The following is a 22069-nucleotide window of genomic DNA, read 5'->3' as shown; positions in this document are numbered from 1 at the left end:
TAGAAAATAGAATGAAAGAAGACGTAAAATCGGCCGATGGCAAGCTTGGGATCCTGATGCCAGGACTTGGTGCTGTTGCAACAACGATGATTGCCGGCGTAGCTGCAGTTAAAAGAGGCCTGTCAAAACCAATTGGTTCATTAACGCAAATGGGAACCATTCGTATTGGTAAAAGAACGGATAAAAAGGAACCTAAAATTAAAGATTTCGTGCCTTTGGCTAATTTAGAAAATCTGGTTTTCGGTGGTTGGGATGTATATGAAGATAACGTATACGAAGCAGCGATGAATGCAAGAGTTTTAGATGCGAACCTTTTGCGCGATGTACGTGAAGAATTACAGGCAATTAAGCCTATGAGAGCGGCATTTGATCATAACTACGTTAAAAATCTGACTGGAACATACGTAAAAGAGGCTGCGACAAGACATGAGTTAGCGCTTGAAGTGATGGAAGACATCAAAAACTTCAAAGCAACAAATAATTGCGACCGTATTGTATTGGTATGGTGTGGATCAACTGAGATCTACTTCGAGCCATCTGCTGTACACGAATCTCTTGCTGCTTTTGAGCAAGGTTTGAAAGATAACGATCCACTAATTGCGCCAAGTATGATTTATGCTTATGCGGCATTAAAATTAGGTATCCCTTTTGCAAATGGTGCACCAAACTTAACAGTTGATATTCCTGCGCTAATTGAATTGGCAAAAGAAACCAATACCCCTATTGCTGGTAAAGATTTCAAAACGGGTCAAACCTTAATGAAAACAATCTTAGCACCTGGTTTAGCAGCCCGCTCATTGGGTGTAAATGGTTGGTTCTCTGATAACATTTTAGGTAACCGTGATGGTTTGGTATTGGATGATCCTGATAACTTCAAAACTAAAGAGGTTTCTAAATTAGGTGTATTGGAAGATATCTTCAAGCCTGATGTTAATCCTGATTTATATGGTGATATGTATCACAAGATCAGAATCAATTACTATCCGCCACACGGTGATAACAAAGAAAGCTGGGATAACATTGATATTTTTGGCTGGTTAGGTTACAAAATGCAGATTAAGATTAACTTCTTATGTCGTGATTCAATCCTGGCTGCACCAATCGTTTTAGATTTAGCTTTATTTATGGATTTGGCTAAACGTGCAAACTTGTCTGGTATCCAGGAGTGGTTATCGTTCTACTTGAAATCGCCACAAACAATTCCGGGTGTACCTGCAGAAAATGATATTTTCAAGCAATTGATGAAACTTCAAAATACGTTACGCTATATTATGGGTGAAGATTTAATCACGCATTTAGGCCAGGATTACGAAGAAGAAACTGTAGAAACAGCATAGTGTTAATTCATAAAATTATATCAACCAGTCTGGGAATTGGTTACATTGGCAAAGGGGCAGGTACTTACGCTGCAATAGCGACCTGCATTTGCTGGTACTTTTTCCAGACTGGATATAATTATCCCGGACTCGATGCCATTCTGATTACCATTTTGATTACGCTGCAAGGCGTTAGAAGTGCAGATGTTGTTGAAGAGATTTGGGGAAAAGATCACCAAAGGGTAGTCATAGATGAAGTTGCCGGAATGTGCATCACGCTTCTATGTGTACCGGTAAGGTGGGAATATATTGTTGCAGGTCTGATCCTTTTTCGTTTTTTCGATATTTTAAAACCACTCTATATCCGCAGGATGGAAGATCTACCTGGTGGTTTAGGCGTAATGGCTGATGATGTTCTTGCTGGAGTTTATGCTAATGTTATTCTTCAGTTGGTAATCATTTTCAAGATTTTTTAAAAGCCATGCTTCAGTTTCTTAAAGCCCAGGCATCGTCATTAACTGCTTCGGCTGCAGATTTTTTAGTAACGCTGGCTGCTGTAAATTTATTTGGTTTATGGTACCTGGCCGCCAGTATTACAGGAACAATAGTTGGTGGAATAATTAATTTTTCCATAAACAGACATTGGGTTTTTGCTGCCGATACCAAGGCAATAAAGCGGCAAGTACTCAGATATATTTTAGTTTGGCTCGGAAATTTAGCCCTGGTAACCGCAGGTGTCTATCTACTTACAAATTTCTTTCATCTCAATTACATGCTTTCCAAAGTGCTGGTATCAGTAGCTGTTGGCACTAGCTACAATTATATAATGCAAAAACAGTTTATTTTTTCTCGTTAAATGAAACGTCCATCTAGTATCCGATTTTCTACTATTCTGCTCTCAATATTTATTTTATTGTTAACAGGAAACGTTTTAGCGCAATCAACTATGGTTTCGGGCACCGTGCGCGATGCCACTACCAAAGAAACTTTACCCTATGTATCAGTTTTTTTTAAGGATACCAAAATCGGCACGCAAACCGATATCAACGGCAAATACACCATTAGTTCTTCAGGGCCGCAAACTGCATTAAGTTTTAATTATGTGGGCTACCAGACCATTGCAAAGAACGTATTACCTTCTGGTACCCAAACGCTTGATGTATCGCTTACACCGAGCGCCAATTCGCTTGATGAAGTGATGGTTGTAGGAGGGAAGAAGACAAGATACCGCAACAAAGATAATCCCGCAGTTGAGTTAATCAGGCAAGTAATTGCGCATAAAGACGATAATAGAATTAAAAGCTACCAAACAGTAGCTTATCAACAATATGAAAAAATGCTCTTCTCCGTAAGTAACGTTTCTGAGAAGTTTAAAAGCAAAAAAATGTTTCGTAACTATCAGTTCCTGTTTCAGGAACAGGACTCTACCTTAATTGGTGGAAAAAACCTTTTGCCTGTTTATATTCAGGAAAGCTTATCTGATAACTACCTCAGCAAAGATCCGTTGAAATCGAAGTCTGTAGTGGTAGCGCAAAAACAAGTGGAATTTGATGCCAAGTACATTGATAATAAAGGTATGAAAGCCTATTTCGACAGGATGTACCAAGACATTGATATTTATCAGAACAACATCTCTGTAATTAGTAATGACTTTTTAAGTCCTATTGCAGATGGAGCCCCGGCTTTTTACAAATTTTTTATTACCGATACGCTTAAAAACCAAAAGCCACAGGTAATTGAACTTTCATTTACGCCCCGAAATGCTGGTGATATGTTGTTTGAAGGAAAATTATACGTAACCAATGATGGGCAATATGCAGTAACTGGTGCAACATTTGGCGTTAATAAAGCAATTAACCTGAATTTTGTAAGGGCATTAAAAATAGACCTGGATTTCGAACCTAATACTGTAGGGAAATATAACCTGTCTCAAAGCAAGTTGCTTGCTGATTTTGGGATTGGCAAAACCAAGGGTATCGGTTTTACCGGCGAACGTATAGTTACGTTTAAAAAATATCAGTTTGATACTAAATTACCCGATACGATTTTCCAGGGAAAAAGTAAGGTAGTATTGGCCGATGCAAATAAACGCAATGATTTATACTGGAAGCAAAACAGACTGGATACCATATCTGCCAATCAGCTGAAAATTTACGGCAATATTGATACGTTGCAAAATCTCCCTTCCTTTAAAAGGACGATGAAAATTGTAACATTGCTTTTTGCTGGTTATCAGAACTATGGCCCTTATGAGATCGGCCCGGTAAATACTTTCTATAGCTTTAATAATGTAGAAGGATTTCGTTTGCGGCTAGGTGGGCGTACTACCCCAGAATTGAGTAAAAGGTTCTATTTTGAAAATTATGCCGCTTATGGGTTTAAAGATGAAAAATGGAAGTTTTTCCTTTCGGGAACTTACTCTATCAATAATAAATCTATTTACGAATTTCCTCAGAATTATATCAGGGCCAGTTTTCAAAGGGATACTAAAATTCCAGGGCAGGAATTGCAGTTTGTGCAGGAAGATAACTTTTTATTATCTTTCAAACGTGGCGTAAATGATATGTTGCTTTATAACGATTTTTACAAAGTTGATTATGTTAAGGAATATGAAAATCATTTTTCTTATGCTTTAGGTCTGAAAAAATGGAGTCAGACACCTGCAGGTGGCTTATCCTATCAGAATGATGCCGGGCAGTTGGTGAACCGGGTGACCACCAGTGAGGTTTCCCTGGCGTTGCGTTATGCGCCGAATGAGAAATTTTATCAGGGCAAAATCTATCGGGCACCAATTATAGACCGTTATCCGGTATTTAACCTACGGTATACAGCAGGATTAAAAGGTGTATTGGGTGGAGAATATAACTACCATAATATAATGGGAAGTATTGATAAAAGATTTTACCTTTCTCAATTAGGGTATAGTGATGTTGCTTTTGAAGGTGGGTATGTTGCAGGAAAAGTTCCATTTCCATTGTTGGATATCCACAGAGCGAATCAAACTTATGCCTATCAGTTAACCTCTTATAACCTGATGAACTTTTTGGAGTTCGTAAGTGATCATTATGTGAGCATTAATATAGACCATAACTTTAATGGCTTTTTCTTCAATAAAATTCCATTAATAAAGAAATTGAAATTAAGAGAAGTGTTCTCATTTAAAGCTTTATATGGTGGTTTGCGTGATGAAAACAATCCGGCAGTAACTCCAGGGTTATATAGACTGCCAGATTATGAAGATGGTTCTAAACGAACCTATGCTTTGGGTAAAGATCCTTATATTGAAGGTAGTGTTGGTGTCGGAAATATCTTTAAATTGCTTCGTGTTGATTTGGTTAAGCGTTTTAACTATTTAAACCACCCATCGGTATCTGAATGGGGAATAAGAGCAAGGGTAAAGTTCGATTTTTAAAAATTGATTATGAAAGCAAATTTAAGAGACAATTTACAACAGGGGATATACAAAGTGATCAATCCTTTTGTTAAGGGATTGATTAAGATAGGATTAACACCAAATGCAGTAACCACGATTGGTTTAATACTCAATATCGGCGTAGCCATAATCTTTGTACTTGGTGCAGAAAAATCTAACCGTGGCGATATGTCATACATTGGTTGGGGTGGTGCCTTGGTACTTTTCGCCGGCCTGTTTGATATGCTGGATGGCCAGGTTGCTCGTTTAGGCAACATGAGCTCAAGGTTTGGTGCTTTATATGATTCTGTTTTAGATCGTTATAGTGAAATGATTATGTTTCTCGGGATTTGTTATTACCTGGTTTCCCATCATTACTTTTTGAGTTCACTATTCGCCTTCATCGCGTTAATTGGTTCTATGATGGTGAGTTATACCCGGGCCAGGGCAGAAGGGCTGGGTGTAGAATGCAAGGGAGGTTTGATGCAACGCCCGGAGCGCGTGGTTACTATTGGTGTATTTGCAATAGCCTGCGGAATAGCAGGTCAGTTTTTAGGTGGTGATTATAAAATCTATGTGCCGGGAATTTCCTTTCACGTTTTCGAAACGATGTCTATTTTTACCATTCCCATTACCATAATGGCTTTATTAACCAACATTACAGCGGTGAAAAGGTTGCAGGAAGCAAAAAAAGGATTGGAGGCGCAAGAACTGGCAGAGAAGAAAATAAATAACAAAGCTGCTTTAATAATCGGTTTTAGCTTATCAGTGGCTTTTATAGGCTTAGGCGCGATGCCTGCGCAAGCTCAGGATCCTTCACCTCTTCATTTCCCTGTTCCGAAAGACATTAGTAATCAATTATTTTACTTACAACGCGATCCAAACACCAATACCATTATCTGCCAGCTAAATGTAGATAAGAATGGTGAAGTTAATGTAAAAGAGCCCGTTAATGTATTCTGGATGCGCTATGGAGACCAGGGCGAAAAGAAAGACCTGAGTTTTATTCAACGTAAATTTGCTTATGGAATTTTGACCAAAAGTTTAGGCAAAGGAGAATTTGAGCTTCGCTTTACCGCGCACAAAAATTTGCCGATGTATTTGAATAAATCTGCCGGAGATAAAAAATACCATGTTTTCGCTACTATTAATAATAAGAAACTTCAGATAGAGAGAATTTTTTTAAGAATAGAAGGGGGATCATTTTGGTTACCCAATGTTAAATATGTCGAAATTAAAGGTTTAGATGCTAACAATCCATCTAAAGTTTTAATTGAGCGAATAAAAGTTTAAAATTATGAAAAAGAATTTTGTTTCAAATTCATCATCATCCATCAGGATGTTTAAGAACGATCTTCTGGAAAGCCTGTCAAAGGTTAAATACTACGTACCATTAATCGTTTATATCCCTGTTATTGGCTTCTTGTTTTATAAGTCATTTTGGGAAGTAGATATGTCATTTATAAGCTTTATTGGATGGTTTTTAAGTGGTTTAGCCATTTGGACCATTACTGAATATATTTTGCACCGTTATGTATTTCATTTCGAACCTGATGCGGAATGGGGTAAAAAAATCCATTTCATTTTTCATGGCGTACACCACGATTATCCCAACGATGCCAACCGGTTGGTGATGCCACCTTCGGCCAGTATCCCTATGGCATTAGGGTTTTATTTCCTATTTGATTGGCTATTGCCTGAAACCAAAGTTTATCCTTTTTTTTCTGGCTTTATATTGGGTTATCTTTTTTATGATATGGTTCACTATGCCCTACATCATGCCAATTTTAAAAATGCCTTTTGGAAACGCCTGAAACAACACCACATGCTTCACCATTATTCAGATTCTACTAAGGGCTATGGCGTAAGCTGGACTTTTTGGGATAAAATTTTCCAATCAAATTTTGAGAAAAAATAAAATGCAAGAAAATACCCTTGAAGGAAATCCATTCTTCGCGCTGAAAACTTTATATACAACAGCACTTATATCCCTTGCATACCTTCTGTTATCAGTTTGGCTGGTGGGTTTTAAAACCGATCAGCTTATCCTGATATTTATTTTCAACACCCTGTTTTATATTTCAGCAGGTACCAGAAAGTTTATTCTTGGCTTTTCTATTTTCATTGTGTATTGGGTTATTTTCGATTACATGAAAGCCTTTCCGAACCACCTCTACAATACAGTTCATATTGAGGATTTGTATCAAACTGAAAAAAAACTTTTTGGCATTAGCTTTAATGGCGTCTTACTCACGCCTAATGAATATTGGAAACTGAATACCAATCACTTTTTAGATGTGATAACCGGATTCTTTTACTTGATGTGGGTTCCTGTGCCACTGGCGTTTGCAGCCTATTTATTTTTTAAAAACAAGAAACAATTCGTTTATTTTTCCCTTACTTTTTTATGGGTTAATCTTTTGGGTTTTGTAATTTATTACTGTTATCCTGCGGCACCCCCTTGGTACGTTCAGGAACATGGTTTTCAATTTATCCCCGGTACAGTTGGAAATACAGGTGGCCTCGCCCGTTTTGATCATTTTTTTGGCATCCATCTTTTTCAAGGCATTTATAGTAAAGGTTCAAATGTGTTCGCAGCGATGCCATCATTGCATTCTTCTTATCCTTTAATTGTATTATACTACGGTTTAAAAAATAAGTTAGGAGCGGTTAATATCTTTTTCGCCGGTTTAGCCTTGGGAATTTGGTTTGCTGCTATTTACAATAGTCACCATTATTTGCTGGATGTGATTGCAGGGATTCTTTGTGCCACTGTAGCCATTGCGAGCTTTAACCATTTTTTAACCAATACCATGTTCAGAGATAACCTGAGGTGGCTAGTTAACAAAATTCGCTAATTGCCCTTTAATGAAAATTCTGAATTTATCGACATTTGGTAGAAAAAAATGCCGCTCTCGCGGCAATTTTCATTATCGAATCTCAATTTGTCTGGAGATCGCTTTTGCTTCCTCCTTTTTCGGCAGGTGGAGTTTAAGTACGCCTTCCTGGTAGCTCGCCTGGATTCGGTCTACATCCGCACTTTCTGGTAAGGTGAATGAACGGGTAAAAGCAGCATAATTAAATTCTCTTCTGGTGTAAGATTTGTCTCCCTCGCTACTTTCCGTTTTTTTCTCAGTAGAAATGGTTAGCATATCTCTTTCTACATTCACTTTAAAGTCTTCTTTTCTAAGGCCGGGAGCAGCTAATTCAATGTGATAAGCATCTGGCGAATCTGAAATGTTTACCGATGGAACGTTGCTCATCCGTCGGCTTGAAAAGAAATTGTCTTCTAAAACGGATTCGAAAATGTCATTAAAGCCTGGCAATAATACATTGTTCTTTTTTTCTGGATTGAATTTAACCAATGTCATAGTTTTTCTCCTTTTAATGGTTTAATAATAAATGGACTATAAATCAATTAATTTTAATTCGCTCGCTTTCGCAAGCACGATAAGGCTAAATCAAGTGTTGTGCCAAGCGTTATTTCCAGTTAATAGCCCTGTGATATCTGAAAAATTTTCATTTTTTGTGAAATATTTTCAGTTCCAGACTGAAAATATTTCAGATTTTAAAATGTGGTTAGTTAAAAAGATTGATACCAGCTATTGGGTTGGTGTCTCACCAACCGAAAAACGCATGCCTGTAAATGCAATGGGGATTGCAGGACAAAATTTAGGCTGGTTAATAAGTTGCTAACCACTATATTAATTCACGCTTAAACAATTATAATTTTAAGATTGCTTGGTGTCGGCTGTAAGCCTCCCCATAATTGACGACTTATCTATTGGTTGGGATCTTACCAACCGAAAAAATAAAAGTGATGGGATGCTGATGGCTGGATAAACAAAATCCCTCTAGAATAATGATCAGGAGGGATTTTAAGTTTGTACTCATTAGTTACTTTCATCCGAAAGAGGAAAGATTGTCATCGTTAATCTTTCAGGCTGAACTGCCTGATACAAGTATAGCAATATTCAAATATAAAAACAATATTTATCTAATAAAGTAGAACAGGCCTACAGAATCCACTGCAGGCCTGTCATTAGATTCGTCATCATCTAATTTAAGAAAACAAATGTAACAGAATAGTTAGGTGTATTTATACGTATTTTAAAATTATTTTAATATTAATTTACTTAAATTCCATAGGATATGTCGTCTATTAGGCTTTAAAGTCCATTGGTCAAAAGCATTTGCAGGCAGGATGAATTAATATTTTCAGTTTCCCATTGGGTAAATATGTTGATATTTCTCAATAACAATATTTCTGAAGGGCATGGAAGATTGCTGGTATCATCCAAATATGGATTACGAAGCCGAGATATTATTCCTATAGGGTTTAATAAATTTGTTAGGCGACCGTATTTAAAATACTTTATTCAGCAAACGTGCTTTGTACTAATCACTCCAAAAATATATTGGTATATCCAGTAAATTTAAAGATATTAGAAAGATCTATATATAAGAAATAAAACATGCAGGAATCCATCCTTCCAAAATTAGAAGCGTCGAGAAAAGAATTGTTGGATTTAGGTATGCGCAATACGCTTCTGAATTATAAAATGCCAAAGGCACGTGGTATTCATGTAATTCAGGAAAAATCTGTTTCTATCTTTGAAATTATTGTTCGCCAGAATAAGGCCATGACTTTTCTAAGCAGGCCCGGTAAGGACGATGATGATACCATCGAATGGCCAAAGGTTACTAAAGAGGAACTTGCAAACGCTTACAATGATACCCGTTTGCAAACCGATGAAACTGAGCAGAAACTTCAAACTAAAATTTTAAATACTTACTATTTCGCACGTACAAGTATAGAAGAGCAAGGTGTTAATATTTTATACTTATCGCTGGGGATGCTAAACTGGTATGAGCAGGGAAATACCGAAGAGCCACGTCAGGCACCGCTACTTTTAATTCCGGTAACACTAGAAAGATCAAGTGCCAGCGAGCGTTTCAGATTAAAATATACTGGTGGGGAAATTGGAGCCAACCTTTCGCTACAGGCCAAGATGATGGCAGACTTTAACATCACCATTCCTGATCTGGATGATATTGAAGATTTCAACCTTAAAGCCTATGTGGATGACGTAGCAGTAAGGGTAAAACACCACACACTTTGGGATATAGATCAGGATGCAATAGAACTTGGTTTCTTCTCCTTCGGCAAATTTATGATTTACCATGATCTGGATAGCAACAAATGGCCGGATGATAGCAAACCAGCTACGCATGCGATTTTGAATTCACTTTTTGGTGCGGGCTTTACTGATGCAGAACCTACAGCCAATGATGATCATAATTTAGACAAAGAAACAAATGCACATGAGCTTTTTCATGTAGTGGATGCAGATAGTTCTCAGGTATTGGCCATGCTTGCCGTACATGAAGGCAGAAATTTGGTTATTCAGGGGCCTCCGGGTACAGGCAAATCGCAAACAATCACTAATCTCATTGCTAATGCCGTTGGGCAAGGAAAAAAAGTACTGTTTGTAGCGGAGAAAATGGCTGCCCTGGAAGTGGTGAAACGCCGTCTTGATTCTATCCATTTAGGGGAAGCCTGTTTAGAACTTCATAGCCATAAATCAAATAAAAAGGAATTACATGCAGAGTTGAAACGTGTTCTTGAACTTGGAAAACCTGCGCTAACCCATCTGCAAAATGAATTAACAGAATTGGATGCCTATCAGGGCAAGTTAAATGGTTACTGTTATTCAATTAATGGTGAAATTGACAAAAGTGGGTTATCCGCACAAAAAGTGATCGGCTACCTGCTGCAAATTGCGGATTCCAACATCAAACTTATTAATATCCCGATTGCTGATCTGCACACCTGGGATATGATCAAAATGAGTCGCGCTGAAAAAAGAGCCGAAGAGATCTCAGCCCGGTTAAAAGAAATTGGCGTGCCGGCTAAACTGATATTTTATGGAACACAACTTAAAGTTTTGCTCACCCACGAGCAGGAGGCTTATCAATCGCTAATCAGCAATGCACTAGCTAAAACAAAAATTTTAGAACAGGTTGTAAAGGATGCTGCCGCCTGGTTATTAATTCCAGAACCTGGGACTTCGGCAGAAATTGAAAGCCTGATTTCGCTGGCTAAAGTTATCGCTTCCCGACCTGATTTAAGAGAAATAGCGATTAAAGATCCAGCCTGGAGTACCAACTATGAAGACATTCGCGATTTGCTGGAAACAGGTGAAAAACTCGCAAACTTAAAGCAGTCCTATGAGGAAATTTTATTACCTGAAGCATGGAATCAGAATGTACTTCAGATTCGTCAAAACCTGATCCTACATGGTGAAAAGTGGTATAAATTCATCATTGGCGATTATAAAAGAAGTGTTAAAGAGCTGGCTTCTTTTGCTAAAGTGTCTTTACCCGGTGATCTTGAAGGTAAACTAAAATACATTGATGATATTCTGGAGGTAAACAGGCTGAATGTTGAGCTAACAGAGTATGAACCACTGGCGCAAAGAATTTTCGGAAGCCGCTGGCAAAAATTAAAGACCCGCTGGCAGGAATTAAATCAAATTCTTCAATTTATTGCTAAAGTACAAAAAGACATCTCCAACAGGATTTATCCGGAAACATTATTAGATGTATTAATTAGAAACGATCATCCAGGAATTGCTTCTGATTGGATTGAAAAGCTTAAAAATGCAGCCTCAGATCAGCAAGCCAATTTTGCTCCGCTTTTAACTAAACTCAATTTTGATGATCGTCTGGTAGCTGAAGATCGAAAACTTGTGCTTCTGAGTTTTAAAGCACAAATAAATTTATTGCAATTATGGTCTGATCATTTTGTAGAAATCCATCATGCTATTCAATGGAATAACCTAGTAGAGGTAAGTGAAACTGAAGGCTTTAGTGAGTTAACAAAATTTGCCACGATCTGGGAGCATGCTGATTCGTACTTAAAGCTTGCCTTACAAAAAACCTGGTATGAACACTTGATAACAAAGGCAATCACTGAGCATCCACCTTTGCGTGGTTTTGACAGAGCAAGTCATGAAGATAGTATTGAGAAATTTAAAGCACTGGATGTACTTAATCTGGTTTATAACCGTGCACGTGTAGCACTAAAGCATTATGAGGCTTTGCCTAAGCAAGAGGGTGGAGGACAAATGAGTGTTTTGCGAACAGAGTTCAACCGAAAAGCCAGGCATTTACCGATCAGAAAGTTAATGCAGGAAGCGGGCCTGGCTATTCAGGCCATTAAGCCAGTATTCATGATGAGTCCGATGTCGATCGCCAGCTTTTTGCCGCCAGGCGAAATTGAGTTTGATCTCGTTATTTTTGATGAAGCCAGCCAGGTACGTCCGGTAGAGGCTTTGGGCGCAATATTGCGGGGAAAACAATTGGTGGTGGTTGGAGATACGAAACAATTGCCGCCCACTAGTTTCTTTGATAAGTTAAATACCGAAACGGAAGATGAGGATAATGTAACGGCAGACATGCAGAGTATTTTAGGAATGACCGATAGCCAGGGCGCACCACAAAGAATGCTGCGCTGGCATTATCGAAGTCGTCATGAATCCTTGATCAGCTTGTCTAACCACGAATTTTACGAAAATAAATTGGTGGTATTCCCCAGTCCGGGGTCTAAGTATAAAATGGGTTTGGCCTTTCATCACCTGCCGGATGCAGTTTATGATCGTGGGAAAACCAGGAGCAATCCGAAAGAAGCAGAAACGGTTGCGGAAGCTGTAATCCAGCATGCGCTTCAGCATCCGAAGCAAAGTTTAGGCGTAGTGGCCTTTAGTACTTCGCAGATGCAAGCCATACAAAATGCATTGGAATTGAAACGGAGGAAGAATCCTGAGGTAGAAAACTTTTTCAGAAGTCACAGTGATGAGCCTTTCTTTGTAAAAAATCTGGAGAATGTTCAGGGTGATGAGCGGGATGTGATTTTTATTAGTATCGGCTACGGCCGGATTGAAGACGGAAAGGTGCCAATGAGTTTTGGGCCCTTAAATAACGAGGGAGGAGAAAGACGGCTAAATGTGTTGATCACCAGGGCGAAATACAGGTGTGAGGTTTTTGCTAATATTACTTCAGATGATATAATAACCACTGCTACTACAAAATTTGGTATTCGTGCCTTAAAGAGCTTTCTTTATTTTGCACAATATGGGAAATTTGATGTGGATCAGGATGTACCTATACTCGCTGAACGTCCGTTTGAACAAATGGTTGCAGACCGGTTAGCAGCAGCAGGTTACACGGTGAGAAATAAGGTAGGGTCTGAAGGTTTTTATATTGATTTGGCGATTGTTGATCCAGATCATCCCGGTAGGTATTTAATAGGAATTGATTGTGATGGTGAATCTTATGGCAAATCTAAATCAGCCCGTGATCGCGATCGCTTACGTAAACAGGTATTACACGGAATTGGTTGGAAAATGATTCATCTCTGGAGCACGGAATGGTATCGAAATCCAAAAAGGGAGTTGGAGCGGCTACTCGAATTTATATCAGCAGTAAAAGCACAAACATCGCTGGATGATCAGGTTGAAGAAGACATTCATCAGGAACTGAATGTGCTGATTAGAGAAGTACCAGAAGAAGTGGATTTACGGATTCCTGCTTATGAAATGGCCAGTCTTGCAATTGATCTGCCTATTGATGAATTACACCTTATCCCATTTGGTAAATTGGGAAACTGGATTGCTACGGTAGTGGAAAAGGAGAGTCCGGTGCATTTTGAGGAGGTATTTAAAAGGATTGCTGAAGCCGTTGGTATTTCAAAAATAGGATCGAGAATCCGTTATACGCTGGAAGCAGCGGTTAATTACACAGTAACCGAAGGCCTGGTTACCAAAAAAGATGATTTTTTATGGCATCCGGAAATGGAGAAAGCGACTATTCGTGATCGATCTAGTTTAAACAGCGCATCTAAAAAATTAACCTACATTGCTCCGGAAGAAATGAGTTTGGCAGTTGTTAAAGTTGTAAGTGAATCCATTGCCATTCAGCCAGACGTAGCAGCAACTTTGATAGCCAAATTGTTTGGCTTTAGCAGGGTTACTGAAGAAATGAAGAGAGAACTACTACGTGCAATGGAAATAAATGTAAGTGCAGGTACGATCAGGAAAGATGGAGAGGTGTTAAAAGAAAATTTAGCTTCTTAAATGTTCGTTATCATTTTAAATCGTTAGCCGCAGTAGTTATCATAAACTTTATATAAACGCTCTTCGTTGCCCGAAACGGTTTTTCTCCGTTTTGTGGCAACCACATTGCGGCTAATGATGAGTAGCACGCTATCCTCATTATGAGAAACGTTTTATCTGCGCTTTGTGGCAACATTTATCATCACCCTTTTAATCCATTGTATTTATAGGTATGGGTTTCCATTTGGTGAAACACCAACCGATATTGCAATGATGTTTGTTATCCTTTTAAATTGTTAACCCTCAGTTTTTATTATAAACTTTATATAAACGGTCGTCATTGCGAGAAACGGTTTTTCTCCGTTTCGTGGCAACCCCATTGCGGCTAATGATGAGTAGCACGCTATCCTCATTATGAGAAACGTTTATCTGCGCTTTGTGGCAACATTTATCATCACTCTTTTAATCCATTGTATTTATAGGTATGGGTTTCCATTTGGTGAAACACCAACCGATATTGTAATGATGTTTGTTATCCTTTTAAATTGTTAACCCTCACTTTTTATTATAAACTTTATATAAACGGTCGTCATTGCGAGAAACGGTTTTTCTCCGTTTCGTGGCAACCCCATTGCGGCTAATGATGTGTAGCAGGCTATCCTCATTATGAGAAACGTTCTATCTGGGCTTTGTATCAGTTTGATCATCACTCTTTTAATCCATTGTATTTATAGGTATGGGTTTTCATTTGGTGAAACACCAACGGATAGCGTAATGATGTTTGTTGTCATTTTAAATCTTTAAGCTTCAGTAGTTATCATAAACTTTATATAAACGGTCTTCATTGCGAGAAACGGTTTTTCTCCGTTTCGTGGCAACCTCATTGCAGCTATGCTGTTGCAGATAGGAGATTGCCGCGAACATTACCGATGAAGGATCGGAGCATGTTCTCGCAAGGACGTTCAGGGGGCAGAGAACCTATAGACTAAACAGCCACGCTAGTTATTGCAATGACGTCAAAAGAGTGAAAAAACTAATACACGAAACTAATGCTGCCGTCATTGCGAGAAACGGTTTTTCTCCGTTTCGTGGCAACCTCATTGCAGCTATGCTGTTGCAGATAGGAGATTGCCACGAACATTACCGATGAAGGATCGGAGCATGTTCTCTAAAGGACGTTCAGGGGGCAAAGAACCTCATAGACTAAATTACCATGCTGGTTATTGCAATGATGTCAAAAGAGTGAAAAAACTAATACACAAAACTAATGCTGCCGTCATTGCGAGAAACGGTTTTTCTCCGTTTCGTGGCAACTCCATTGCGGCTAATGCTATAGAAGATAAGAGATGGCCACCAACATTACCGATAAGGATCGGAGCATGTTCTCGCAAGGACGTTCAGGGGGCAGAGAACCTATAGACTAAACTGCCGCGCTAGTTATTTCAATGACGTCAAAAGAGTGAAAAAACTAATATATTAAACTAATGTTATCTTCATTGCGAGAAACGGTTTTTCTCCATTTCGTGGCAACCTCATTGCGGCTGATGGTGTAGTAAATAGGAGATTGCCACGAACATTACCGATGAAGGATCGGAGAATGTTCTCGCAAGGACGTTCAGGGAGGAAATTAATATGCTATACTAATGCGCTATGTTAACACGCCATACAAAAACGGTCGTCATTGCGAGAAACGGTTTTTCTCCGTTTCGTGGCAATCTCATTGCGGCTAATGATATGTATCACGCTATCCTCATTACGAGAAACGTTTTATCTGCGCTTTGTATCGACTTTGATCATCACTCTTTAATCCATTGTATTTATAGGTATGGGTTTTTATTTGGTGAGACACCAGCCGATTGAAATTTTTCCTGCGCGTTTTATAACCACTTCATTTACCGTTTCAGTTGCTTTATCACCATTGTTAAATTAATGATTTTGTCTGATGATAAATTTATATGATAAGCTTGACATGGATATTACACAATTGTATTGTGCACAATATATATTTGCACTATAGTTATCGAATATGAATGACCTTTTAAAGTTAGAAAATCAAGTTTGCTTTCCGGTATATGCGTTTTCGAGAGAAGTAACGAATCTTTATAAACCATTTTTAGAAGCGTTAGGGTTAACTTATCCGCAATATCTGGTGATGTTAATCCTCTGGGAAGAGAAACAGCAAACGGTAAATCAACTGGGTGAAAAACTTTATCTCGATAGTGGAACACTTACGCCACTATTGAAAAGAATGGAGCACAAAGGGATTTTAAACCGGAAACGAAGCAAAATAGATGAACGTGTGGTATTGATTTCCGCTACAGAAATTGGTGAGAAAATGCAGAAAAAAGCAGCGCTGATTCCTGAACAGCTGATTGCTGCGTTAGGACTTTCCATAGATGAACTTCAATTGTTGAAGAAAATTGTGAATAAAGCATTATTAAGGTGATTAAACCAGATCAATAGTAGGTTAGTGAGTACCGGATGTTCAATGTTTTATCCCAATAAAACTTGTCAATCATCAGAAAAAAGAAAATATGAAGTTAATAGACGAACAAAAAATTTATAAAATATTCCAAGATCAAAAGACATTCTTCGCCACGCGAAAAACACAAGCTGTTTCTTTTCGTATAGAACAATTAAAGCGATTTAGATCAGTTTTTGTAGCACATACTGATGCGATTTGTGATGCATTAATGGCAGATTTGGGCAAAAACAGAAAAGAAGCAGAATACGCAGAAATTCAGCTCGTATTAGATGAACTGGATTACTGTATTGACAATATTGAAGAATGGGCAAAACCAGTTAGTGTGCCATCGAAACCTCGTCCTGGTGGCGAAATTGTATCAAGCAAACTCACACACCAGCCATTTGGCGTTACCTATATTATTGGCCCTTTTAATTATCCGGTTCAACTAACATTTAGTCCACTGATTGGTGCTTTGATCACTGGAAATACCGCAATACTTAAACCTTCAGAAAATACACCTGAAGTTGCTCATGTAATTGCAAAGATTGTTTCTGAAGCCTTTCTACCTGAATATGTTGCTGTGGTACAAGGTGCAATTGAAGAAAATACTTTGCTTTTGGCATTTCCTTTTGATTATATTTTCTTTACTGGAAGCGCTAATGTGGGGAAGATTGTAATGGCTGCTGCTGCAAAGCAACTCATTCCATTAACCCTGGAGCTTGGAGGGAAATCGCCTTGCATTGTTCACCATGATGCCAATCTTGACTTGGCGGCAAAACGCATTTCTTCGGGCAAGTGGGCAAATTGCGGACAAACCTGTGTTGCACCCGATTATGTATATGTACACGAAGACGTTAAAGATCAACTAATTGATAAATTGAAGGAATATATAAAAAATACTTATGAAGGTGAGACACTAGGGAAAATTGGAAAAATTGTTTCGCAAAATCAGGTTAAAAACCTGGCCGGATACATTTCCGCTGCTAAAGATAAATTAGTTTATGGCGGAAATTACGATTTAGAAACCCGTCATTTTGAGGCCACTCTATTAGATAATGTAACTTGGGAAGATGCGGTTATGCAACAGGAAATCTTTGGTCCGATTCTTCCGTTCCTAACTTATACAGACATTGATGACGCACTGAATGAAATTAATAAAAGGCCAAAACCATTGGCATTGTATGTTTTTTCTGAAGATCAGGAATTTGCAGATGATGTATTGGACCATACTTCCAGTGGTGATGCAGAAATTAACAGTACGCTAATCCATGTAGGTTCACACCTTCTTCCCTTTGGTGGTGTTGGTGCTTCTGGCTTTGGTAAATACCATGGCAAGTTCAGCTTCGAAACCTTCAGCCATTTAAGAGCCGTTTTACAACTTAAATAATCAATAACATATTAATTAACATAAAATAAAATCACAATGAAAGTTTTATATACTGCAGAAGCAACTGCAACAGGAGGCCGTAACGGGCATATTAAAAGCGATAATGGAATTCTTGATGTTGAGGTACGTATGCCAAAAGCCTTGGGTGGTGCCGATGACAATTACACTAATCCTGAACAATTATTTGCCGGAGGTTACGCAGCTTGTTTTGATAGTGCATTAAATCTGACTATTAAACAAGGTAAAGTAACTACAGGAGAAACCAGTGTTAAGGCAAATGTAAGCATCGGTCAGATTGATAATGGCGGCTTTGGTTTAGCTGTAGCATTAGCGGTAAACATTCCGGGAGTAAGTGCAGAAGAGGCTCAGGCATTGGCAGATAAGGCACATCAGATTTGTCCGTATTCTAATGCAACACGTGGAAACATTGAAGTAAGCATTGCTGTTACTAATCATTAATAAAAGTATAATCAAATTAAAATAAAAAAATGGGATTATTAGAATCATTACAGTGGAGATACGCCGCTAAAAAATACGATCCATCGAAAAAAGTAAGCGAGGAAAATATTGATAAAATTGTAGAAGCCGCCAGATTAGCACCAACCTCATCAGGATTACAACAATTCAGGGTTTTGGTGGTATCTAACCAGGATCTTAAAGAAAAGCTTAGTGAAAATGCCCTTAACCCTGAAGTGATGGTTGATTGCTCTCACGTACTCGTATTCGCCGCATGGGATAATTATACTGAAGAGCGTATCGATGCAATTTATGACCGTACCACTGATGAGCGAGATTTGCCAAGAGGTAGATTTTCTAGCTATACGGATAAAATTAAAGGTATTTATTTGAACGAGGCTGCTGAAAAGAACTTTGTACACACAGCTCATCAATCTTATATTGGTTTCGCAATGTCTATTGCAATGGCTGCCGAATTGAAGGTAGATAGCACACCTGCTGAAGGTTTTGACAGTGCGTTAGTAGATGAAGTACTTGGATTAAAAGAAAAGGGACTTCGTAGTGTAACGTTATTATATTTAGGATATCGCGATAGCGAAGGTGATTGGTTAGCCGGAATGAAAAAAGTCCGCAATCCAAAATCTGAATTTGTAATCGAATATCGTTAAGTGTTTTAAAGGGAAGGCCAAGGTTTTCCCTTTATTTTTCTTTACCTATTATTAGATTTTTATGGGAATCTTTTCGGTGAAACAAATCGTCACTGGCTATTTTTAAATAAACCTCTTTCCAATACCCCCTGATTTCAGTGATTTCGCAGATTTAAGAAACTGTTTAAAAATTAAAAGGTCTTAATGCATTAGCATTTCAAAAGTTTTGATGACCGTACCTTAAAACTTTCGAAGTATTTTCGCCATTAGGCCACTGAAACTGCGCAAGTTGATTCTTATTGATGGGATTTATACAGCAGCTTCTGCTGTTTGAATATTTCTCGTTTTAAATCTCTAGAAAATACTTCACCACCAAATTAAATCCAAAAAGACGAGCACTTAATTATTGCTGTTCAAAAGGAAAACTTCTGGCATGCTCCCAGGGTCCACCGAGATAGTACCAAAGGTCTAACCCAACTGCCGTAACCATAAATGGACTAAAAGTTGCCTGTATTTTCGCTAGCAGTTCTCTTGCTAACAAGGGGTTTACTTTGTTCTGAATGGTGATGTGCGGTCGGTAGCCCTGGCGATCCTGAGGAATTAAATCTGCCCTAAATGTATTAGAAAGATGCTGATGTAAGTTATTAAGTGTTGGGCTACTCAAAGCATAGGCAACGCCATTTCCAATATTTATTGGCTTTATTACCTCGAGTTGAAAGGGTTTCTGAATTACTTCCAAAAGGCCTTTAACGACATAATCTTCATTAGGTAGCTTATGAAAAAGCGTGAGGTGGGCATCCAAATAATTAATTGCCGGAGGAAAATAACGCTGGCGCTGTTCGTTAAAGAAAGCCTGACTTTCAACATCAAGTCTCAACGTCAGGATATAGGTACTTGTATCCATCTATTCTTCAGAACAGGATATAACATTTGGATGGCGATATTCTATTTCATCAGCCAGTTGACTAAGTATTTCTTCGTTAAAACCAGAATTGTTTTTACAGATATTCAATACATTATTTCGGTCTGGTTCAAATGAGGCAATGACATTACCATCATAAAATACGCTATACTTACAGGTTTCTCCATCCCGGAAGGGAAATTGCCCAACTAAAAATTCGTAAGTGGCACCATCCGCATCATATATAATAGTATATTTCTCCATATCAGTCAGGTTTAAATTCTTAACAAACGAAATTTAAGAGGAAAAAATCGAGCCTGTTAAACATTACTAAACAGTTTCAGTTTTTGCAATGGTCAACAGGCTTAATATGATAATCTTTAGAAGTGGATAACGTAGTCAGACATTACGCCTTTGCGTTTTTTAAAGAAGTAATCTCAGTTAATGCGTTCTGAATACCATCTCTTTGCTTGTTCAAAAGATCTAAATGGTCAGCGTGAGTGGCCGTATCCTGTAATAAAGCGTCATATTTTTCAATTGCTGCTTTTTCACCAGTCTCAATAGCTCCTAAAATAGCTGCATCTTCTTTACTGCTCAAAGCTTCTTTAATGTCAATCCATGTTCTGTGAATGGCACCTAAAATACCACCTTCGCTATTATCTGATTCACCACCATGAGCAGCCAAATGTGCTTTAAGCTCTAATTCATAAGCTTTGCGCTCTGCGGCATATTTTAAGAAAATTGCTTTTAAGTCAAGACTTTCTGTAGTTTCGGCAGCAGATTCGTAGCCTTCTTTTCCATCATTAACAATTGAAACTAAACCTTTAAGGTCACTGATAATCTCGTTATTATTTTCCATGTTTTTTTATTTGTAAGTAGACCTTAACAACGGAGTGCCATGGTAAATTGTTTTGAATTTTTGATGGACAATTTAAAATCATTTAATAGATCAATCTTAGATAAAAGAAATTCTTAATTGCTGAATTGTTTAGTTTGAATACCAATATGATCTTTAATGTATTTAGCAATGGCTAGCCGGCCATCTGTACCTGCAGCCTTTGCATATTCCTTGTAATTTTCAGAAGTTACACCTGCCTCTTGTGCGGCAAAGGAAATTTCATTTGGATCATTCAGATCTACTCTAGCATCGTTATGACCATCTTGTTTTTTCTTATTATCCATAAATGGAGAACAAAATGTATATCATTAGGTTTATAAAATATTGTTCTTGAATCAGAATGAACACTGATTGCTATGGTTTTATAAATTTATCTGAACAATTAACAATTTTTTAGTGTTGAAATTATAGATATAAGGCTTCTTTGCTACATATCTTCCAGATGAATACACATGGCCAGGTATTGATTTGGGGAATTAATTGGCCTGAAAAAAATTAAGAGACATGTCTGAACAAAATTCAAAACCATTAGTAAATCCATTAAATAAATATCCAAAACCACCATTCGTTAAGCAGCCACAAGAAGTGCCTGGTTTAGCTTCTAAAATGGATCCCATTCCAGATCATGGAGAGAAAAGTTATAAAGGATCAGGCAGGCTTTTGGGCCGCAAAGCGCTGATAACAGGGGGAGACTCAGGTATCGGCCGGGCGGCGGCTATTGCTTATGCAAGAGAAGGGGCAGATGTGGTGATTAATTATTTGCCACAGGAACAATCAGATGCTGATGAGGTACTCGCACTTATTGAAGAAGCCGGAAGAAAAGGATTTGGAATCCCCGGAGACATTACCACTGAAGAATTTTGCAAAAAATTAGTGGCTGAAGCTGCTGAAAAATTAGGCGGAATAGATATTCTGGTTAATAACGCTGGTCATCAACAAGCTGTAGATTCGCTTTTAGATATTAGTGCAGAACATTTTGATACCACGATGAAAACCAACGTTTACGCACCATTCTGGATCACTAAAGCAGCGCTGCCAATTCTGCCTGAAGGCGCCGTAATTATTGCCACGAGTTCAGTACAGGCTTATGATCCTTCAGAAAACCTGTTTGATTATGCACAAACTAAAGCCGCTAATGTTGCCTTCGTAAAATCACTTGCCAAACAGCTTGGTCCAAAAGGGATTAGGGTAAACGGTGTAGCGCCAGGTCCGGTTTGGACACCTTTACAAACAAGTGGTGGCCAGCCACAGGATGCGATTGAAAAATTTGGTGAGGTTACGCCACTTGGTCGCCCGGGGCAACCAGCAGAATTGGCCTCAATTTACGTACAACTTGCGGATAGTGATGCCAGTTATGCCACTGGTCAGATTTACGGCGCAGCAGGAGGAAACGGACATCCATAAAGAGAAATAGGGGTGATATAGATCAATTCGAAATGTCATCCGGGTCTGAAAACCAAGGTGCTTTA

The 22069-nt window shown here is 38.4% G+C and carries 19 protein-coding genes; 14 read left to right on the top strand and 5 right to left on the bottom strand.

All coding sequences use genetic code 11. The annotated features are described in order from the left end of the window. Nucleotides 1-11: 11 nt before the first annotated feature. The 7 genes from SOM16_RS08560 to SOM16_RS08530 are packed head-to-tail and all read left to right on the top strand — an operon-like array spanning nucleotide 12 to nucleotide 7586. Nucleotides 12-1337 (top strand): inositol-3-phosphate synthase, encoded by a 1326-nt coding sequence (locus SOM16_RS08560; protein ID WP_320463581.1) that lies wholly within the window; start codon nucleotides 12-14, stop codon nucleotides 1335-1337. Beyond that, nucleotides 1337-1792 carry a phosphatidylglycerophosphatase A gene (locus SOM16_RS08555; protein ID WP_320463580.1) on the top strand — a complete coding sequence of 152 codons (456 nt, stop codon included), beginning with the start codon at nucleotides 1337-1339 and terminating at the stop codon, nucleotides 1790-1792. The genes SOM16_RS08560 and SOM16_RS08555 overlap by 1 nt, the downstream gene beginning before the upstream one ends. Nucleotides 1793-1797: 5 nt before the next feature. After that, complete coding sequence (locus SOM16_RS08550) at nucleotides 1798-2172, top strand: GtrA family protein (protein ID WP_320463579.1); 375 nt, start codon at nucleotides 1798-1800, stop codon at nucleotides 2170-2172. After that, nucleotides 2173-4728, top strand: coding sequence for a DUF5686 and carboxypeptidase-like regulatory domain-containing protein (locus SOM16_RS08545; protein WP_320463578.1), 2556 nt, complete (start codon nucleotides 2173-2175; stop codon nucleotides 4726-4728). Between the two features lie 9 nt (nucleotides 4729-4737). Beyond that, a complete protein-coding gene (locus tag SOM16_RS08540; protein WP_320463577.1) occupies nucleotides 4738-6021 on the top strand; it encodes a DUF4833 domain-containing protein in 1284 nt (427 codons plus the stop codon). A gap of 4 nt (nucleotides 6022-6025) precedes the next feature. Continuing rightward, nucleotides 6026-6646: a sterol desaturase family protein gene (locus SOM16_RS08535; RefSeq protein WP_320463576.1), complete on the top strand. Its 621-nt coding sequence runs from the start codon at nucleotides 6026-6028 to the stop codon at nucleotides 6644-6646. Nucleotide 6647: 1 nt separating this feature from the next. Then, nucleotides 6648-7586, top strand: a complete 939-nt coding sequence (locus SOM16_RS08530) for a phosphatase PAP2 family protein (protein WP_320463575.1) — start codon at nucleotides 6648-6650, stop codon at nucleotides 7584-7586. Nucleotides 7587-7658: 72 nt separating this feature from the next. On the opposite strand, the gene SOM16_RS08525 is transcribed toward SOM16_RS08530, so the two are convergent. After that, nucleotides 7659-8099 (bottom strand): Hsp20/alpha crystallin family protein, encoded by a 441-nt coding sequence (locus tag SOM16_RS08525; protein WP_320463574.1) that lies wholly within the window; start codon nucleotides 8097-8099, stop codon nucleotides 7659-7661. 31 nt (nucleotides 8100-8130) lie between these two features. Here SOM16_RS08525 and SOM16_RS08520 point away from each other — a divergent pair, with 31 nt between their 5' ends. The 6 genes from SOM16_RS08520 to SOM16_RS08495 all read left to right on the top strand — a co-directional run bounded on the left by SOM16_RS08520 (nucleotide 8131) and on the right by SOM16_RS08495 (nucleotide 18822). Beyond that, the gene (locus SOM16_RS08520) at nucleotides 8131-8424 is read left to right on the top strand and encodes a hypothetical protein (protein WP_320463573.1); all 294 of its coding nucleotides are present in this window, start codon (nucleotides 8131-8133) and stop codon (nucleotides 8422-8424) included. Between the two features lie 779 nt (nucleotides 8425-9203). After that, nucleotides 9204-13865: a DUF3320 domain-containing protein gene (locus SOM16_RS08515; protein WP_320463572.1), complete on the top strand. Its 4662-nt coding sequence runs from the start codon at nucleotides 9204-9206 to the stop codon at nucleotides 13863-13865. 2005 nt (nucleotides 13866-15870) lie between these two features. Next, nucleotides 15871-16290: a MarR family transcriptional regulator gene (locus tag SOM16_RS08510; RefSeq protein WP_320463571.1), complete on the top strand. Its 420-nt coding sequence runs from the start codon at nucleotides 15871-15873 to the stop codon at nucleotides 16288-16290. A gap of 88 nt (nucleotides 16291-16378) precedes the next feature. Beyond that, nucleotides 16379-17698 carry an NAD(P)-dependent benzaldehyde dehydrogenase MdlD gene (gene mdlD / locus SOM16_RS08505; protein ID WP_320463570.1) on the top strand — a complete coding sequence of 440 codons (1320 nt, stop codon included), beginning with the start codon at nucleotides 16379-16381 and terminating at the stop codon, nucleotides 17696-17698. Between the two features lie 36 nt (nucleotides 17699-17734). Beyond that, nucleotides 17735-18157 (top strand): organic hydroperoxide resistance protein, encoded by a 423-nt coding sequence (locus tag SOM16_RS08500; protein ID WP_320463569.1) that lies wholly within the window; start codon nucleotides 17735-17737, stop codon nucleotides 18155-18157. A 29-nt stretch (nucleotides 18158-18186) separates the two neighbouring features. Beyond that, complete coding sequence (locus SOM16_RS08495) at nucleotides 18187-18822, top strand: nitroreductase family protein (protein WP_320463568.1); 636 nt, start codon at nucleotides 18187-18189, stop codon at nucleotides 18820-18822. A 382-nt stretch (nucleotides 18823-19204) separates the two neighbouring features. Here SOM16_RS08495 and SOM16_RS08490 read toward each other — a convergent pair whose 3' ends face one another. The 4 genes from SOM16_RS08490 to SOM16_RS08475 all read right to left on the bottom strand — a co-directional run bounded on the left by SOM16_RS08490 (nucleotide 19205) and on the right by SOM16_RS08475 (nucleotide 20884). Continuing rightward, nucleotides 19205-19705: a 2'-5' RNA ligase family protein gene (locus tag SOM16_RS08490; protein WP_320463567.1), complete on the bottom strand. Its 501-nt coding sequence runs from the start codon at nucleotides 19703-19705 to the stop codon at nucleotides 19205-19207. Further along, complete coding sequence (locus tag SOM16_RS08485; protein WP_320463566.1) at nucleotides 19706-19966, bottom strand: hypothetical protein; 261 nt, start codon at nucleotides 19964-19966, stop codon at nucleotides 19706-19708. Nucleotides 19967-20108: 142 nt separating this feature from the next. Then, nucleotides 20109-20561 carry a PA2169 family four-helix-bundle protein gene (locus SOM16_RS08480; RefSeq protein WP_320463565.1) on the bottom strand — a complete coding sequence of 151 codons (453 nt, stop codon included), beginning with the start codon at nucleotides 20559-20561 and terminating at the stop codon, nucleotides 20109-20111. A gap of 113 nt (nucleotides 20562-20674) precedes the next feature. After that, nucleotides 20675-20884, bottom strand: a complete 210-nt coding sequence (locus tag SOM16_RS08475; protein WP_320463564.1) for a hypothetical protein — start codon at nucleotides 20882-20884, stop codon at nucleotides 20675-20677. Nucleotides 20885-21104: 220 nt separating this feature from the next. Between SOM16_RS08475 and SOM16_RS08470 the strand changes: the two genes are divergently transcribed. After that, nucleotides 21105-22004, top strand: a complete 900-nt coding sequence (locus SOM16_RS08470; RefSeq protein ID WP_320463563.1) for an SDR family oxidoreductase — start codon at nucleotides 21105-21107, stop codon at nucleotides 22002-22004. Nucleotides 22005-22069: the final 65 nt, after the last annotated feature.

The sequence above is a fragment of the Pedobacter sp. CFBP9032 genome (assembly GCF_034045265.1).
GTDB lineage: Bacteria > Bacteroidota > Bacteroidia > Sphingobacteriales > Sphingobacteriaceae > Pedobacter.
This window is presented reverse-complemented; position numbering and strand designations above follow the sequence as displayed.